Source organism: Halobacillus sp. (assembly GCF_049282395.1).
GTDB lineage: Bacteria > Bacillota > Bacilli > Bacillales > Halobacillaceae > Halobacillus.
Genome location: NZ_JBAPTY010000044.1, coordinates 1 through 16,141 on the forward strand (window position 1 = coordinate 1; position 16,141 = coordinate 16,141).

The following is a 16,141-nucleotide window of genomic DNA, read 5'->3' on the forward strand; positions in this document are numbered from 1 at the left end:
TGATCGCAAAGGGGCGGAAGGGAACGGCGAAGACTCCTGCGGGATGAACATGATCGGTGAGATCCCGCAGGGCTGTTAAGCCCGAGGAAGCTCAGCACATGCCCGCGGAAAGCGAGCCGTTCCCTGGAGCCCTTTTTCCACACAACATCTCGAAATCGAGTCTTCAACTATCTGGCCCTATTGTTAAAGACTCGATTTCGAGGTGTGTGGGAGAGTGAAGAGTTCTTTGTCAATCTCCCAAGTCACAAAGAAAGCATAGCGGAACAAAGCCTACAGTTAAGGAAGCTTGGTGTAACAGACTAAAAAAGTGATTATCCTGTAAATTCCAGTTTACGAAAGGTGAATTTGTGCTACAATAAGAACAAACGTTCGTATTGAGGAGTTGATCAACTATGGATAGCCGCAATCGGGACCGGGGTACAATTAAGTGGACATCGTTAATGCTGCCGGAACATGTAGAGATGATAAGGAAATTATGGAAGGAAGATGAGCGGGTAGAGAAAGGAATTATTGATGAACAGAAAGCCATCGAGATTGATTTTTTACTGCAGCGAGCTTTGAACGATGATTTGACGGTACGGGTCAAAATTCATAATGGTTTTGACTATGAAGAGATTCCAATGAAAATGGAGTACATTCATAAACTGAAACGCAAGGTTTATGGGGTGCACTGGGAAACGAAAGAAAACGTTCAAATTTCCCTGGATGATCTTACTGATGTTTCAATTATTTAGGTGAAAAAATGTTCACAAAATGTTCACTAAAAAATGATCGAAAGGGTAATCGGAATCTTGACGTACTGGCAGAATGGGTAATATATTTAGTAACACATGGTTATACATGTATTACTAGGACGAAGAAAACGACCGGGTTGCCGCCGGTCGTTTTCTTTGTCTTTTTTTAATTATTTCATGCAAGCTCGTCATTTAAAAGAACCAGTCTACTACATCTTTGAACCATGGATCATTTTTAAACTCATTTTCGATTTCTTCTTTGTCCTTATCCTTATCGCCACCGCAAACTTCTTTTGGAATGTCGCTTTTATCCATATACATGAGGCGTTCTTTAGGACAATTAGGACCGGACCTGTGTCCAGTCTCCGGATCAATATAAACCCCTTTTACATCCGGGGTTGGAATAAACGCTGCAGATGGTAGTGGTTCATGAATCGACTCCATGGTGTCTGCCCAAACAGCTTTGGCATATCTTCTTTCGTTGAAAGTTTCAAGTTTTCTTCCGCCTTCATCATGGCCCACCCAAACCCCTGATACAAATTGAGGACTAAAGCCAATCATCCAGCTGTCATAATCCGTTGTACCGGATTTTCCGCCGTACATACGAGTTAGTTTTCCTTTAATAGGAGTGCCCGTAACAGACGCATATCCATCAAGAGAAGAGTCAAACATCCCTGTCATCATGTGAGTAATCGTAAAGGCACGGTTCGGGTCAATTTCTTTCTCTTTATTAAAAACTGGCTGATATTCAAAAAGTATATTTTCGTGCCGGTCTGTAATTTTCTCAATGGTATGACCTTCAAGAGATTCAGAGCCTTTCACCATTTTTCCGTAGGCACTCACCATTTCATAAAGAGAAATAGAGGTAGAACCAAGGGCAAGAGAAGGAACAGGTTTAGCGTGACTCGAAATTCCAAATGTGTCCAATGTTTTTACCAGCTTGTCGGGCCCAATATCCATGTTGGTGGCTACAGCATAAATATTGTCAGAAACCGCCAGTGCCTGAGCCATTGTAATCGGTTTGTCCGCATACTGGTCCCCAAAGTTGGTTGGACTGTAGACTTTTCCGTTATCTCCTATTTGAAAATCGGTCGGTTTACTTTCGATCATCGTGACCGGCGAGTAGCCTTCTGCCAGCGCGGCGTAATATAGAAATGGTTTAATGGTCGATCCTACCTGGCGTTTAGCCTGTGTAGCTCGATTATAAGCACTGGTTTCATAATCACGGCCGCCGATCAGAGCGGTAATGGCACCGTTATGACTGTTCATAATTTCAGCAGCTATTTGGATATCTTCCTCTGCTGAAATATGGCGGTCAATCTGTTTTTCAAGAGTCTTCTGATGATCTTCGATGAGCGTGGTGTGAATGTGATAGCCTCCTGTTTTAACTTCCTCTGCCGTAATACCTAGAATTCTGGCAGCCTCTGCGACGACTTGGTCCTGAAAGTATGGAGCAGCTTCTTTGTCGGAACTGTCAGAGTGCTCCGAGTAAACAAGACTGGCTTCTACTGCTTCATTTTTTTCAGAAGAAGTAATAAATCCGCTTTTCTCCATTTCACCCAAGATCAATTTTTGGCGTGATGCCGCGTTCTCTGCATTGTTCAGAGGAGAATAATAGCTCGGACCTTTTGGGACGCCTGCAAGCATAGAGGCTTCCGTCAGCGTTAATTCTTCTGCGTTCTTATTAAAGTAATAACGGCTCGCTGCTTCAATTCCATAGGCTCCATGACCATAGTAGATCGTGTTTAAGTAGCCTTCCAGAATTTCATCTTTATTATAAAAGATCTCCAGTCTGAGGGCATAGAGAGCCTCTTGGATTTTTCGTTTCCACGTTTTATCATGAGATAAATAAAGATTACGAGCATACTGCTGAGTAATGGTGCTGGCTCCTTCCACCATTCTCATTTGTTTAAGGTCGGTTAAAGCAGCACCAGCAATCCGCTTGAAATCAAAGCCGAAATGTTCGTAAAATCGACGGTCCTCGATAGCAATCGTCGCTTCTTTAATGGCATCCGGCATTTCATCTACGGTAATCCAGTACCGTTCTTCCGCTCCATGATCTTCCCCAATAATATTCTCTCCCTGACTATAATAAACCGTATTCTGCTCAGTCATTAGAGAGGGAGGGCCCTGGGTAATGGCGAATCCTAGGACAAACAAAATTCCGGCTCCTGTTAATACAAGGCCGATCAATGTCCATTTGAGCGCTCGCTTTGACCAGCGGTATGTCGTTCGTATAAAAAGGATCATTCTTCTAGACTCCCAACTGTTAAGAATGAATAAAGACTGCTATTATTATGTGAGAATACGTAGTAAAATAAACCTCTCATGACGAATTATGTAATAGAGAACTATGGATATACAAAGGAGAATGCATAGATGAGCACGTGGTTTACTGAGAAGCAAACAGAAAATTTCGGAATTACGGCTAAAGTTAAACAGTCCCTTCATAATGAAAAAACAGATTTTCAAGAGTTAGAAATGCTTGAGACAGAAGAGTGGGGCAACATGCTGGTGCTCGACGACATGGTTATGACCACGGAAAAAGATGAATTTGTTTACCATGAGATGCTTGCCCATGTGCCGCTCCACACCCACCCGAGTCCGAAACAGGTTCTGGTAGTAGGCGGCGGAGATGGCGGTGTGATTCGTGAAGTACTGAAGCATGAAAGTGTTGAAAAAGCCACACTTGTAGAAATTGACGGCAAAGTTATTGAATACTCCAAACAATATCTGCCTTCTATTGCCGGTGCTCTGGACGATGAGCGGGTAGAGGTTAAGGTGGCAGATGGCTTCATGCACATTGCGGAAAGCGAACGCGCTTATGACGTCATTATGGTAGATTCTACGGAACCGGTGGGTCCTGCTGTTAATCTATTTTCAAAAGGCTTCTATGAAGGGATTGCGAAAGCGTTAAAAGAAGACGGAATCTTCGTGGCTCAGACTGATAACCCCTGGTTCAAGGCTGAGTTAATTCGACAGGTTTACGGAGATGTAAAAGAAACATTTCCGATCACCAAAGTGTACACGGCCAATATACCAACGTACCCAAGCGGTCTTTGGACGTTTACTATGGGGAGTAAGATCTATGATCCTCTTCAGGTTCCTGCTCATCGGTTTGCAGAGATGGAAACGAAGTATTATACAGAGGAGCTTCACCAGGCCTGTTTTGCTTTACCAAAATTCGTTAAAGACTTGACGAAAGGGTGAGTTCGATGAGATTTGATGAAGCCTATTCGGGAAAAGTGTTTATCATGAGCCGGGCTTCCGAACAGGAAGCGGATGCCGTAATTTACGGGATGCCAATGGACTGGACAGTCAGCTTCCGTCCGGGCTCCCGATTTGGTCCGAGCCGCATCCGCGAAGCCTCGATTGGCCTTGAAGAATATAGTCCTTATCTGGATAGACATTTAGAGGAAATCAAGTACCACGATGCAGGTGATTTGCTGCTCCCATTTGGGAATCCCCAGAAAAGTATTGATATTATTGAAGGCTATATGGATGAACTTTTAGAGAAAGGGAAAATACCTTTCGGACTAGGCGGCGAGCATCTGGTCACATGGCCAGTCCTAAAAGCGATGTACAGGAAATATCCAGAGCTTGCTGTCCTTCATATTGATGCTCATGCTGACCTCAGGGAGGAATATGAAGGCGAGACGCTATCCCATTCCACTCCTGTTAGAAAAGCGTGCGAGCTGATCGGAGCTGAAAATGTGTATTCGTTTGGCATCCGCTCAGGGATGAGAGAAGAGTTTCAATATGCGGAAGAAAGCGGGATGTTTATGGCGAGATATGAAGTGCTTGAGCCTTTGAAAAAAGTTCTTCCGAAACTTTCTGGACGTCCTGTTTATGTAACCATTGATATTGATGTGCTTGATCCTGCTTATGCTCCGGGAACGGGGACAGCAGAAGCAGGAGGGATTTCCTCTAAGGAGCTTCTTGCTTCCATTCATGAGATTGCAGGCAGCGATTTAAACGTGGTAGGGGCAGACCTTGTTGAAGTGGCTCCCGCTTATGACCCGACAGAAAAGACTCCGATTGCTGCCAGTAAATTCTTACGCGAAATGCTTTTGGGGTTTGTAAAATAAATGATAGAATGAAACAGCCGCTATGATTTTTCATAGGGGCTTTTCTATATGAGATGAATAAAGGAGCGCTTCTTTTGGATAAAAAGATTATAGGCATTACGCTTACGTATGCCATTATCATGATGAGTCTAATTCTTGTAACGTTTATAGGGGAATGGAACCCTTCAGGATATAGTTATTCGCTTAGTAATGAGACACTTACAATAGAAAAAGGACTATTTTCTAAAGAAACCACTGAAATTGCTATCAAAGATCGAATAGATCAAGCAATCAGCTTTTCGTTATCCATCTCCGAGGAGAATCAGCAGTGGAGAATGGATGTCATTGTTATTGGACTGTTGCTGCCGTTTCTATTGTTATTGTTTGTTCCGGACCGGCGTCCTTTTAAAAAACAACTATCCTATCCCTGGTTTGCGCTGATTGTCGCAGCACTTGTCGTGTTATACGCAAGTTACAGTGTACCTGCCCATATCACGGAGATTAGTGATATCCAAAATCAGGTGGAAACGTTGGTTCAAGAGTAACGAAGCCAAGGGATGCTCTTGCGTTTTTGTGAATGAATTCTTATAATAAACAAGTTATAGTGTACGTAAACCCTTTGGAGGGAGGACGAAGAAATGACAAGTAATGCTAAGGACATCCAGGTGCAGCTCGTTACGGAAATCAGAGACACGGATCGCAAAGAGACGATGGAAGTAAACGAAGCCGGTCAGTTTTTTGCGCGTGGCCAGACTCAGGTAATTACTTTTACAGAACATCCTGATGAAGGAGATCCTGTAAATACGATGATCACCGTTAAGCCAGGGCATGTCAGCATAAAACGAAGTGGCGGTATAGATATGCGTCAGGTTTTTCAGCCTGAAGTAGAAACAGAGAATTTATATCATCATACTTATGGTGATTTCCATATGAAAACTTATACAGAAGAAATGGAGTTCAGTTCCCTTGATGAAGCAATGGGCGGCCGATTATTTCTTCATTATCAGATGACGTTGAATCATGAAGTAACGCAGGATCATCGCTTGACATTGACGTTTGAGGAGGAGAGTGAATCATGAATATCGTTGAACAAATGGAAGAAAATCTGAAGAAAGAAATCGTCCGCGCCGTGCTTTCTGCTGAGCTTGCCGGGGAAGAGGAAATGCCGGAGGTTGTATTAGAGCAGCCAAAGGATAAAGCTCACGGCGATTATGCAACAAACATGGCGATGCAGCTCGCCAGAATAGCAAAGAAGAATCCGCGTGCGATTGCTTCAGAACTTGTTGAACAATTTGATCGATCACAGGCCTCAATAGAAAAGATAGAAATTGCAGGTCCAGGCTTTATTAATTTCTATATGAACAATCAGTACTTGACTGAACTGGTTCCTTCCATTCTGGAAGCGGACAGTCAGTATGGCCGCAGCGAAAGTGGGAAAGGTCATAGGATTCAAGTGGAATTTGTATCCGCTAACCCGACTGGGACCTTGCACCTTGGGCACGCAAGGGGAGCAGCAGTAGGGGACTCTTTATGCAACGTGCTGGATGCTGCAGGCTACGATGTTTCCAGAGAGTACTATATTAATGATGCCGGGAACCAAATGGCTAATCTTGCTCTTTCTGTAGAAGCACGCTACATGCAGGCATTAGGGAAAGAATGGGAGATGCCGGAAGATGGATATCATGGTCGTGATATCGTAGAACTAGGAAGGAAGCTTGCTTCGGAAGAGGGAGAGAAATGGGCAGAAGAATCTGCACAGGATCGTTTGAAGTTCTTCCGTGAGTATGGTTTGCAATATGAACTGAATAAGATTAAGACGGATCTGGAAGAATTTAGAGTACCTTTTGATGAATGGTTCTCAGAAACTTCGCTATATGAAGGCGACCGGATTGATAATGCGCTGCAGGTTCTGAAAGAAAAAGACTTTGTCTATGAAAAGGACGGAGCTACCTGGTTTGAGACAACGAAATTCAGTGATGATAAAGATCGCGTCCTCATTAAAAATGATGGCACGTACACTTATCTGACGCCGGATATCGCTTATCACAAAAACAAACTGGACCGCGGGTTTGATACACTTATCAATATTTGGGGTGCCGATCATCATGGATATATTCCACGTATGAAAGCAGCGATTCAAGCCCTGGGCTATGATGAAGATACGCTTGAGGTGGAGATTATCCAAATGGTCAACCTCTTCCAGAATGGCGAAAAAGTGAAGATGAGCAAGCGTACTGGAAAAGCTGTTACCCTTCGTGAATTGATGGAGGAAGTTGGTATTGACGCGATGCGTTATTTCTTCTCCATGCGTTCCAGTGATTCACACCTGGATTTTGATATGGACCTGGCCCGCTCAGAATCTAATGAAAATCCTGTTTATTATGTACAGTACGCTCACGCCCGCATATGTACGATGCTGAAACAGGCAGAGGAAAAGGGACTGACGGATGATACGTTTAACGGAAGTCTGTTAACAGCTGAAAAAGAAGAAGATCTACTAAAAAGGCTTGGTGAATTTCCGCAGCTGGTCGCAGACGCTGCAGAAAAAAGAACCCCTCACCGTGTGACTCAGTATGCATTTGATCTGGCATCTAATCTTCACAGTTTTTACAATGCGGAGAAAGTACTCGATCAGGAAAATCCAGAACTTACAGCTTCACGACTTTCACTAATGAAAGCTGTTCGAATTACTCTGAGCAATGCGCTGAAAATCATCGGCGTTTCAGCACCAGAACAGATGTAAGTTCATAAAATGACTAAAGGGCGTCTTCGCATAAAAAAAGAGCAGGGCGCTCTTTTTTTTGTGACATTCTTTGCCTCAGTACTTATGTATGCATAAAGCCGTCTGGTTCATTGATAAAATAGGAACAATACAGGTTGGTAATGAAAGAAAGCATGAAGGATAGATGTTGAAAAGGAGGACGAGCATGTGAAAGAAATTATTTTAGCGTTAGTCACTGGTTTAGTCGTTGGCATTGTATTTGCAGCTTTAAAACTTCCGATTCCAGCTCCGCCTGCACTGGCTGGAGTAGCTGGAATCGTTGGTATTTACTTAGGTTTTAAAGTTATGTTGTGGATGGGACCCGTGTTTACGGAAATCTTTAAATAAATTAAAGTAAAGGTCGCAGCTTTGCTGCGATCTTTTCATTGATTTTAGTACTTAGAGAGCGGTTTTTAAGCCAGCTTTCATCAAATGGTACGGCATCTTTCATATCTTGAAAATAACCTTCACGAACAGCAGCGATAAACGTTTTGTCATAAACGTAAGTATTCACTTCTTTATTTAAAAAGAAGCTTCTTCTGTCGAAATTAGCAGTACCAATATCCGCAAATCCCCCATCCACTATGATTACTTTCGAATGGTAAAATCCTGCATCAAAAAATTTAATATGGGCTCCTTTTTGATAAAGCTCGTTTAGAAAAACGATGCCGGCTTCCTTAACAAACGGGTGGTCCGATTTCATAGGGACTAAGATGTGTAGTTCAATCCCATTTTTTAAAGCATTTTTTAATGAATGAAGCAGTTTAGGGGTAGGAATGAAGTAAGGCGTTCCTATTATAATTTCTTTTGAAGCAGAGCGGATTATCCGGTTGAATTCTTCCGCTACACCAAGTCCATCCGAGTCAAGGACAGATACTTTCTTCCCTTCAGGGTGACTTATTTTTATGGTTGTTAACTTCTCCCCAGTGTATTCATACCAGTCTTTTATGAACACAGCATGCAGTTTCTCCACAACTTCACCCGTATAGCGCAAATGGTAATCACGCCAGTCTCCAAATTTAGGGTTATGGCCAGTATAGTTGCTCCCCACATTGAACCCTCCGATATAGGCGATCTTTCCATCAATCACTGTAATTTTTCGGTGGTTTCTCCTATTTAAATGATAGAAAAACAAAGGAAAACTGGGTTTTTCAGCAAATGCAAAGTGTACACCTGCCTCTTTAAGTTCATTCCTTATCTGTTTATTGATTTGGTAGCAGCCCAGACGATCACCAAGCAGGTGGACGGGTACTCCTTCCTGTGCCTTTTTCTTTAATATGTCTAAAAATTTTCTGCTAAGTTCATCCTGATCGATGATAAAAAAACTGATGTCGACTCTTACTTTAGCTTCAGAAATATCCTGAAAGAATGCTTCAAAGAGCGTTAATCCATTAGAAAAAAGTTCATATTGACCGTGTGTTTCTGCAGTATTTATCGGATATCCTGTTTTTTTGTGGGATATTTGTCCCATTTTAAAATCTGAAATTAACAGTAAAATAAAGGTAGTGATACTAATCAGTATAATTACGACTATCATGTTTCCGCCTCCCAATGCCAACTGTCACTTAGTCTTCCCATATGACTTCTTTTCAATAGGAAAAAAATGAAAACATGTTGACTGAATGCTCATTCATAATTTATAGTAAAGCTATAAGATTCAGAAATTTCTAAGTTTCTGATCAGATAAAAATGGAGAATCGCATCTGCGATAACAACCAAGAGGGGGAGAACAAATGAATCCGTTGTTACTTGCAAACTGGATTTTGTTCCTTGGCGTTACGATTTATGGATTATACTTATTTGTAAGCGTTGTCCGTACACGTATCGCTTATATTAAGATGGGGAAGAAATTTGAGTTTGATGGCAAGATTAAAAGACGCCTGCAGAAGATTGGGATTTATGTATTTGGTCAAAAGAAACTATTAAAGGACAAGAAATCCGGAGCGATCCACGTTATGATGTTCTACGGTTTTATTCTTGTTCAGTTTGGGGCCATTGATTTTATTTGGAAAGGACTGGCTCCTGACTCGCATTTGCCGCTTGGTCCGTTTTATCCAGGGTTTACATTTTTCCAGGAAATTGTAACGCTAACGATTATTGTAGCTGTGATCTGGGCGTTTTACCGCCGTTATATAGAAAAACTGGTCCGTTTGAAGAGAAGTTTCAAAGCAGGACTTGTACTTATTTTTATTGGAACATTGATGGTTACTGTTCTTGTAGGGAGTGGTATGGGAATAATCTGGCACGGCCATGAAGGAGCCTGGACAGAACCTGTTGCGACGTTAATTGCAAACGCTTTCGCATGGCTTCCTCCGGCAGCTGCTGCTACTGTATTCTTTATTATGTGGTGGATTCACCTGCTTATCCTGCTTACTTTCCTAGTGTACGTGCCGCAATCCAAGCATGCGCACTTGCTGGCAGCACCGGTCAATGTATTCTTAAGCCGTGAAGATCCTCCGGGCAAACTGAAACCTATTAATTTTGAAATGGATGAAGAAGCAGACGAAGAAGATGTTTCCTTTGGTGTTGGTAAAATTGAAGAACTGAACCAACTCCAAATGATTGACCTGTATGCCTGTGTAGAGTGTGGACGCTGTACCAATGTCTGTCCTGCTTCAGGATCAGGTAAAATGCTCTCACCAATGGATTTACTTATTAAAATGAGAGATCATTTGACGGAAAAAGGTGCCGCTGTCACGGGTCAGTCGCCCTGGGTTCCTGCTTATGCTTTCTCAGGTACCGAGGGAAATACATTAGCTCAAATGGCGCGCAGTAAGGGTACAGATGAAGTGGCAGCTACCATGGAAGCCGTCAACAACAAAAACTTAATTGGCGATGTCATTACAGAGGAAGAATTATGGGCCTGTACCACGTGCCGTAACTGTGAAGATGCCTGCCCAGTAATGAATGAACACGTCGATAAAATCATCGACCTGCGCCGTTACCTTGTTCTTACAGAAGGAAAAATGGATCCGGACGGTCAAAGAGCGATGATGAATATTGAACGCCAGGGGAATCCATGGGGGCTTTCCAAGAAGGAAAGAGAAGACTGGAGAAGCCTTGATGAAGAAGCTCATATCCCTACAGTAAAAGAACTGAAGAAATCAGGAGAAGAATTCGAATATCTTTTCTGGGTTAGTTCGATGGGTTCTTACGATAACCGCAGTCAGAAAATCGCCGTAGCATTTGCTAAGCTGATGAATAAAGCCGGCATTAAATTTGCGATTCTCGGTAATAAAGAGCAGAACTCTGGTGATACAGCACGCCGCATGGGCAACGAGTTTCTGTTCCAGGAACTGGCTGAGAAAAATATGAAAGAATTTGAAAAGAATGATGTGAAAAAAATCATTACCATTGACCCCCATGCTTATAACATTTTCAAGAATGAGTATCCGGATTTTGGTCTTGAAGCGGAAGTTTATCACCATACGGAAATGCTTTCTGAATGGTTGAAAGAAGGACGCCTGAAGCCTGAAGGTGTAGTGAATGAGAAGATCACCTACCACGATAGCTGTTACTTGGGCCGTTACAACGAAGTGTACCAGCCGCCTCGCGAAGTACTTGAAATGATTCCAGGCGTAGAGGTTGTCGAAATGAAGCGTAATCGATCCAATGGAATGTGCTGTGGAGCTGGCGGAGGCATGATGTGGATGGAAGAAAAATCAGGAAACCGTGTTAACGTAGCTCGTACAGAACAGGCTCTTGAAGTAGAACCAACGATGATTTCAAGTGGATGTCCATTCTGTCTTACCATGTTATCGGATGGCACTAAAGCCAAAGAAGTGGAAGAAGAAGTGAGCACAATGGATATAGCAGAGATTCTGGCCAAATCCATTTTTGAATCAACAGAAGAAAAGACAGCGTAAGTACTTTGAATATCTCGTCATTTATCGGAAAAAAATTATGAAAATTGTGGAAAGTGTACACTAATTTAGGTACACTTTCCTTATGAGGACAAATTGAGCGAGCGTTCAATCGCCAATTTTGAAAGCGTTATCACAAAGAGGAGGAATTTAAAAATGCGTAAAACAGTAATCGTGTCAGGGGCTCGTACTCCATTTGGAAAATTCGGGGGCGCTCTTGCTCCTTTAACAGCTTCCCAGCTTGGAGGCATCGTGATTAAAGAGGCTTTAGAGCGTGCTGGATACAAAGGTGAAGAAGTAGATGAAGTCATCATGGGGAGCGTTTTACAGGGAGGACAGGGACAGTTGCCATCCCGCCAGGCCGCGCGTGAAGCAGGAATTCCGTGGCACGTGAAAACAGAGACAGTCAACAAGGTGTGCGCTTCTGGAATGCGGAGTGTAACGATGGCTGATCAGTTCATCCGTTTAGGCGAAGAGGATGTCATCGTAGCTGGCGGAATGGAAAGCATGAGCAATGCTCCTTATTTCATGCCAAAAGCACGCTGGGGATTACGCATGGGGGACGCTCCTGTTAAAGATATGATGGTACACGATGGTCTTACCTGTTCATTTGAAAATGTGCATATGGGTAACTACGGAAACCGTACAGCTGAAGAATTCGAGTTAACACGTGAAGCTCAGGATGAGTGGTCGTATAACAGTCATCAGCGCGCAGCCCAGGCTATTGAAAACGGAACGATGAGTGAAGAAATCGTGTCTGTAGAAGTGCCGCAGCGAAAAGGGGACCCGATTGTGGTCGATACAGATGAAGCACCACGAAAAAATACAACTGTAGAAGCTCTTTCTAAACTGCGACCAGTGTTCGACAAAAATGGAACGATTACGGCTGGTAACGCGCCAGGTGTCAACGATGGAGCATGCGCGATGCTCCTCATGTCTGATGAAAAAGCAAACGAACTAGGGCTGGAATCCCTGGCCACCGTCCTTGCCCATGATGAAATTGCCGTGGAAGCTCAAGACTTCCCTCAAACCCCGGGTATGGTCATTAATAAACTATTGAAAAAAGCAGGAAAATCCATAGAAGATATTGATTTATTTGAAGTGAATGAAGCATTTGCAGCAGTGTCCTTAGCTAGTGGGAAAATTGCCGGTCTTGATCCGGAGAAAGTAAATGTAAACGGAGGGGCTGTAGCACTTGGACATCCGATCGGTGCAAGCGGAGCTCGAATCTTACTTACGCTTGCTTATGAATTGAAGCGCCGCGGAGGCGGCCTTGGAATTGCAGCTATTTGTTCCGGCGGCGGCCAGGGCGATGCCGTATTAATCGAAGTGCCAAAGGCATAAAGGAGGGACTACTGAATGTCAATTAACAAAGTCATGGTCATCGGTGCAGGTCAAATGGGCGCGGGTATTGCACAGGTATTTGCCCAATCAGGCCTGTATGTAAAGTTGAACGATTTAAATCAGGACGCTCTGAATAATGGGTTAGATGGAATCAAAAAAAGGCTGGATCGAGCTGTGGAAAAAGGAAAGTTGTCGACTGAAGGTAAAAATGAGTTAGTCGAAAGACTTTCAGGCACTACAGATATGAACGAAGCATCTGACTGTGATCTCGTTGTCGAAGCTGTGGTTGAAAATATGGATATAAAAACAAAAGTATTCAAGAGTCTGGATGAAATTATGCCTGATCACGCCATCTTAGCTTCGAATACATCATCGCTTCCTATTACTGAGATTGCAGCAGCAACGAAACGTCCTTCTCAGGTTATTGGAATGCATTTTATGAATCCAGTACCGGTAATGAAGCTGGTTGAAATCATCCGTGCCATCCAGACCAGTGACGAAACGTATCAAGCGATCGAAGATTTAACGAAAAAAATAAATAAGTCACCGGTTGAAGTTGAAGACTTTCCTGGTTTTGTTTCTAACCGGATTTTGATGCCTATGATTAATGAGGCCATATATACCGTTCACGAAGGTGTAGCATCTCCGGAAGATGTGGACACAGTGATGAAGCTTGGGATGAACCATCCAATGGGTCCTTTGACTTTGGCAGATTTTATCGGTCTCGATACGTGTCTGTATATCATGGAAGTCCTCCACGAGGGATTCGGGGACAGCAAGTACCGGCCGTGCCCACTGCTTCGTAAGTATGTAAAAGCAGGCTGGCTTGGCAAGAAATCGGGTCGAGGTTTTTACAGCTACGAATAACAGGTGAAGGAGACGGTGACGATGAATTTAACGTTTACAGATGAACAAGAGATGATGCGGAAGATGGTCCGTGATTTTGCTGAAAATGAGGTGGCTCCCGCGGTTGAACGTATGGAGAGGGAGGATCGTTTTCCTTCCGAGCTGATCCCGAAGATGGGGGAGCTTGGCTTAATGGGAATTCCTATTCCCGAGAAATACGGCGGAGCGGAAATGGATTATATATCTTATATTATAGCTATCCATGAGATCTCTAAGGTGAGTGCAACTCTTGGCGTCATTTTATCTGTTCATACGTCTGTAGGAACAAATCCGATTCTATATTTCGGTACGGAAGAGCAGAAGGATAAATACATTCCGAAGCTTGCAAGCGGCGAGTACTTAGGTGCTTTTGCCCTGACCGAACCGAGTGCAGGGTCAGATGCTGGCAGTCTTAGAACGCGTGCTGTAAACAAAGGAGACCATTATCTTTTAAATGGATCGAAGGTATTCATTACCAATGGCGGTCATGCGGATACATTTATCGTGTTTGCCCGTACGAACCCTGATATTCCGAGTGGTAAAGGGTTAAGTGCTTTTATCATTGAACGGGATACGCCCGGATTTTCGATTGGTAGAGCAGAGAAGAAAATGGGTATGCACGGTTCAAGCACGGTAGAGTTAAATTTTGATCAATGCAAAGTTCCTGTTTCACAACTTCTTGGTGAAGAGGGCGAAGGTTATAAAATCGCCTTATCAAATTTAAATATGGGGAGAATCGGAATTGCTGCCCAGTCGCTCGGTATTGCAGAAGCAGCTTATGAGCATGCTGTTGCCTACGCGAAGGAACGCGAGCAGTTCGGACGACCCATTGCCAAACACCAGGGAGTTTCGTTTAAGCTCGCTGATATGGCTACAGAAGTAGAGGCTTCTAAACTTCTTGTTTATCATGCGGCCTCATTGCAAGCAGCAGGAGTAAAATGTGGAAAAGAAGTATCAATGGCTAAATTGATGTCTTCCAAGACGGCAGTCAAGACAGCGATTGAAGCTGTACAGGTTCACGGAGGATATGGGTATACAGAAGATTACGCAGTAGAGCGCTTTTTCAGGGATGCCAAAGTTTGCGAAATTTACGAAGGAACAAGTGAAATACAGCGCATCGTGATAAGCAATCACTTGATTAGAGACTGAGGGGGAAACGAGAATGAATTTTACGCTGACAGAAGAACAAGAAATGCTGAGAAAAATGGTAAGAGACTTTGCCAAAAATGAAGTAGAACCTACGGCAGCAGAACGTGATGAAGAAGAACGGTTTGATCGTGAAATTTTCGATAAAATGGCGGAGCTTGGATTAACAGGGATTCCATGGCCGGAAGAGTATGGGGGAATCGGTTCTGACTTCGTAAGCTACGCGATCGCTGTTGAGGAATTGTCACGTATTTGCGCTTCTACAGGGGTCACGTTGTCTGCTCATATATCATTAGCCAGCTGGCCTATTTATAAGTTTGGGAATGAAGAACAGAAGAAAACCTACCTTTCCCAGCTCGCAACTGGAGAAAAACTAGGCGCTTATGCACTATCAGAACCTGGAGCCGGAAGTGACGTTTCCTCCATGAAAACTCAAGCGAAATTAGACGGCGACCACTATGTGCTGAATGGGAATAAAGTGTGGATTACAAACGGTGGAGTGGCAGATATTTATATCGTATTTGCAAAGACCGACCCAGAAGCAGGAGGACGCGGGGTCAGCGGTTTTATCGTGGAGAAGGGAACGCCTGGATTTTCGTTTGGTAAGAAAGAGAAAAAGCTTGGTATCCGTTCTTCACCAACGACCGAACTTATCTTTGAAGATTGTAAAATTCCTAAAGAAAACCTGCTCGGAAAAGAGGGAGAAGGTTTTAAAATTGCGATGATGACCTTGGATGGTGGACGAAATGGAATAGCTGCTCAGGCAGTAGGGATCGCCCAGGGAGCATTAGATGAAGCTGTCGCCTACGCAAAAGATCGAGAGCAATTCGGCAAGCCGATTGCGAAGCTTCAGGGCATTTCTTTTAAATTAGCCGACATGGCAACAGAGATTGAAGCGGCCCGGCTGCTTACTTACCAAGCCGCTTACTTTGAATCAGAAGGACTCCCTTATTCGAAAGCTTCTGCCATGGCAAAATTGTATGCAGGCGATGCAGCGATGAGAATTACAACAGAGGCTGTGCAAGTACATGGCGGCTATGGATATACCAAGGATTACCCTGTGGAACGTTATATGCGTGATGCGAAAATTACGCAGATTTATGAAGGAACGCAGGAGATCCAGCGTCTTGTAATCGGCCGAATGGTCAGCAGCTAATGAAAAAAGCTTCAAGCGGAAAGGGGCTGTCCCATGCATCCAATAGCAGAACGAATACAAAAACAGGATATGCGAGCCCTTGCCCGCGCTATCACTCTTGTAGAAAACGATGATGACCAGAAATTAACCTTAATGAGCGATATCTTTTCCATTAAAAAATCAGCTCATTACATCGGAATTACCGG

The 16,141-nt window shown here is 43.5% G+C and carries 14 protein-coding genes; 12 read left to right on the forward strand and 2 right to left on the reverse strand.

Annotated features, from left to right (window positions below; genetic code table 11):
- The first annotated feature begins 392 nt into the window (after positions 1-392).
- Positions 393-734 (forward strand): YolD-like family protein, encoded by a 342-nt coding sequence (locus WAM07_RS02055; RefSeq protein ID WP_014644875.1) that lies wholly within the window; start codon positions 393-395, stop codon positions 732-734.
- Between the two features lie 192 nt (positions 735-926).
- Here the strand turns inward: WAM07_RS02055 and WAM07_RS02060 are convergent, their stop codons facing one another.
- Positions 927-2,984, reverse strand: coding sequence for a transglycosylase domain-containing protein (locus WAM07_RS02060; protein WP_422164355.1), 2,058 nt, complete (start codon positions 2,982-2,984; stop codon positions 927-929).
- A 129-nt stretch (positions 2,985-3,113) separates the two neighbouring features.
- Here WAM07_RS02060 and speE point away from each other — a divergent pair, with 129 nt between their 5' ends.
- From speE to WAM07_RS02090, 6 genes are all read left to right on the forward strand, one after another.
- Entirely contained in the window at positions 3,114-3,944 is an 831-nt protein-coding gene (gene speE, locus WAM07_RS02065) for a spermidine synthase (RefSeq protein WP_422164357.1), read from the forward strand.
- A gap of 5 nt (positions 3,945-3,949) precedes the next feature.
- Positions 3,950-4,822, forward strand: coding sequence for an agmatinase (gene speB, locus WAM07_RS02070; protein WP_422164358.1), 873 nt, complete (start codon positions 3,950-3,952; stop codon positions 4,820-4,822).
- A gap of 74 nt (positions 4,823-4,896) precedes the next feature.
- Positions 4,897-5,346, forward strand: coding sequence for a hypothetical protein (locus tag WAM07_RS02075; protein WP_422164360.1), 450 nt, complete (start codon positions 4,897-4,899; stop codon positions 5,344-5,346).
- A gap of 93 nt (positions 5,347-5,439) precedes the next feature.
- Positions 5,440-5,880 carry a DUF1934 domain-containing protein gene (locus WAM07_RS02080; RefSeq protein ID WP_014644870.1) on the forward strand — a complete coding sequence of 147 codons (441 nt, stop codon included), beginning with the start codon at positions 5,440-5,442 and terminating at the stop codon, positions 5,878-5,880.
- Positions 5,877-7,544 (forward strand): arginine--tRNA ligase, encoded by a 1,668-nt coding sequence (gene argS / locus WAM07_RS02085; protein ID WP_422164362.1) that lies wholly within the window; start codon positions 5,877-5,879, stop codon positions 7,542-7,544. The genes WAM07_RS02080 and argS overlap by 4 nt, the downstream gene beginning before the upstream one ends.
- Before the next feature lie 186 nt (positions 7,545-7,730).
- A complete protein-coding gene (locus WAM07_RS02090; protein ID WP_422164363.1) occupies positions 7,731-7,910 on the forward strand; it encodes a XapX domain-containing protein in 180 nt (59 codons plus the stop codon).
- Between the two features lies 1 nt (position 7,911).
- On the opposite strand, the gene cls is transcribed toward WAM07_RS02090, so the two are convergent.
- Positions 7,912-9,099: a cardiolipin synthase gene (cls, locus tag WAM07_RS02095; RefSeq protein ID WP_422164364.1), complete on the reverse strand. Its 1,188-nt coding sequence runs from the start codon at positions 9,097-9,099 to the stop codon at positions 7,912-7,914.
- A 196-nt stretch (positions 9,100-9,295) separates the two neighbouring features.
- On the opposite strand from cls, the gene WAM07_RS02100 reads away from it, so the two are divergent.
- The 5 genes from WAM07_RS02100 to WAM07_RS02120 all read left to right on the forward strand — a co-directional run bounded on the left by WAM07_RS02100 (position 9,296) and on the right by WAM07_RS02120 (position 15,956).
- Positions 9,296-11,428: a heterodisulfide reductase-related iron-sulfur binding cluster gene (locus tag WAM07_RS02100; protein ID WP_422164366.1), complete on the forward strand. Its 2,133-nt coding sequence runs from the start codon at positions 9,296-9,298 to the stop codon at positions 11,426-11,428.
- A gap of 153 nt (positions 11,429-11,581) precedes the next feature.
- Positions 11,582-12,769 (forward strand): acetyl-CoA C-acetyltransferase, encoded by a 1,188-nt coding sequence (locus tag WAM07_RS02105; protein WP_422164368.1) that lies wholly within the window; start codon positions 11,582-11,584, stop codon positions 12,767-12,769.
- A 15-nt stretch (positions 12,770-12,784) separates the two neighbouring features.
- The gene (locus WAM07_RS02110; protein ID WP_422164370.1) at positions 12,785-13,636 is read left to right on the forward strand and encodes a 3-hydroxybutyryl-CoA dehydrogenase; all 852 of its coding nucleotides are present in this window, start codon (positions 12,785-12,787) and stop codon (positions 13,634-13,636) included.
- Positions 13,637-13,657: 21 nt separating this feature from the next.
- The gene (locus WAM07_RS02115; RefSeq protein WP_422164372.1) at positions 13,658-14,803 is read left to right on the forward strand and encodes an acyl-CoA dehydrogenase; all 1,146 of its coding nucleotides are present in this window, start codon (positions 13,658-13,660) and stop codon (positions 14,801-14,803) included.
- A gap of 13 nt (positions 14,804-14,816) precedes the next feature.
- Positions 14,817-15,956 carry an acyl-CoA dehydrogenase gene (locus tag WAM07_RS02120; RefSeq protein ID WP_014644862.1) on the forward strand — a complete coding sequence of 380 codons (1,140 nt, stop codon included), beginning with the start codon at positions 14,817-14,819 and terminating at the stop codon, positions 15,954-15,956.
- The last annotated feature ends 185 nt before the right edge of the window (positions 15,957-16,141 follow it).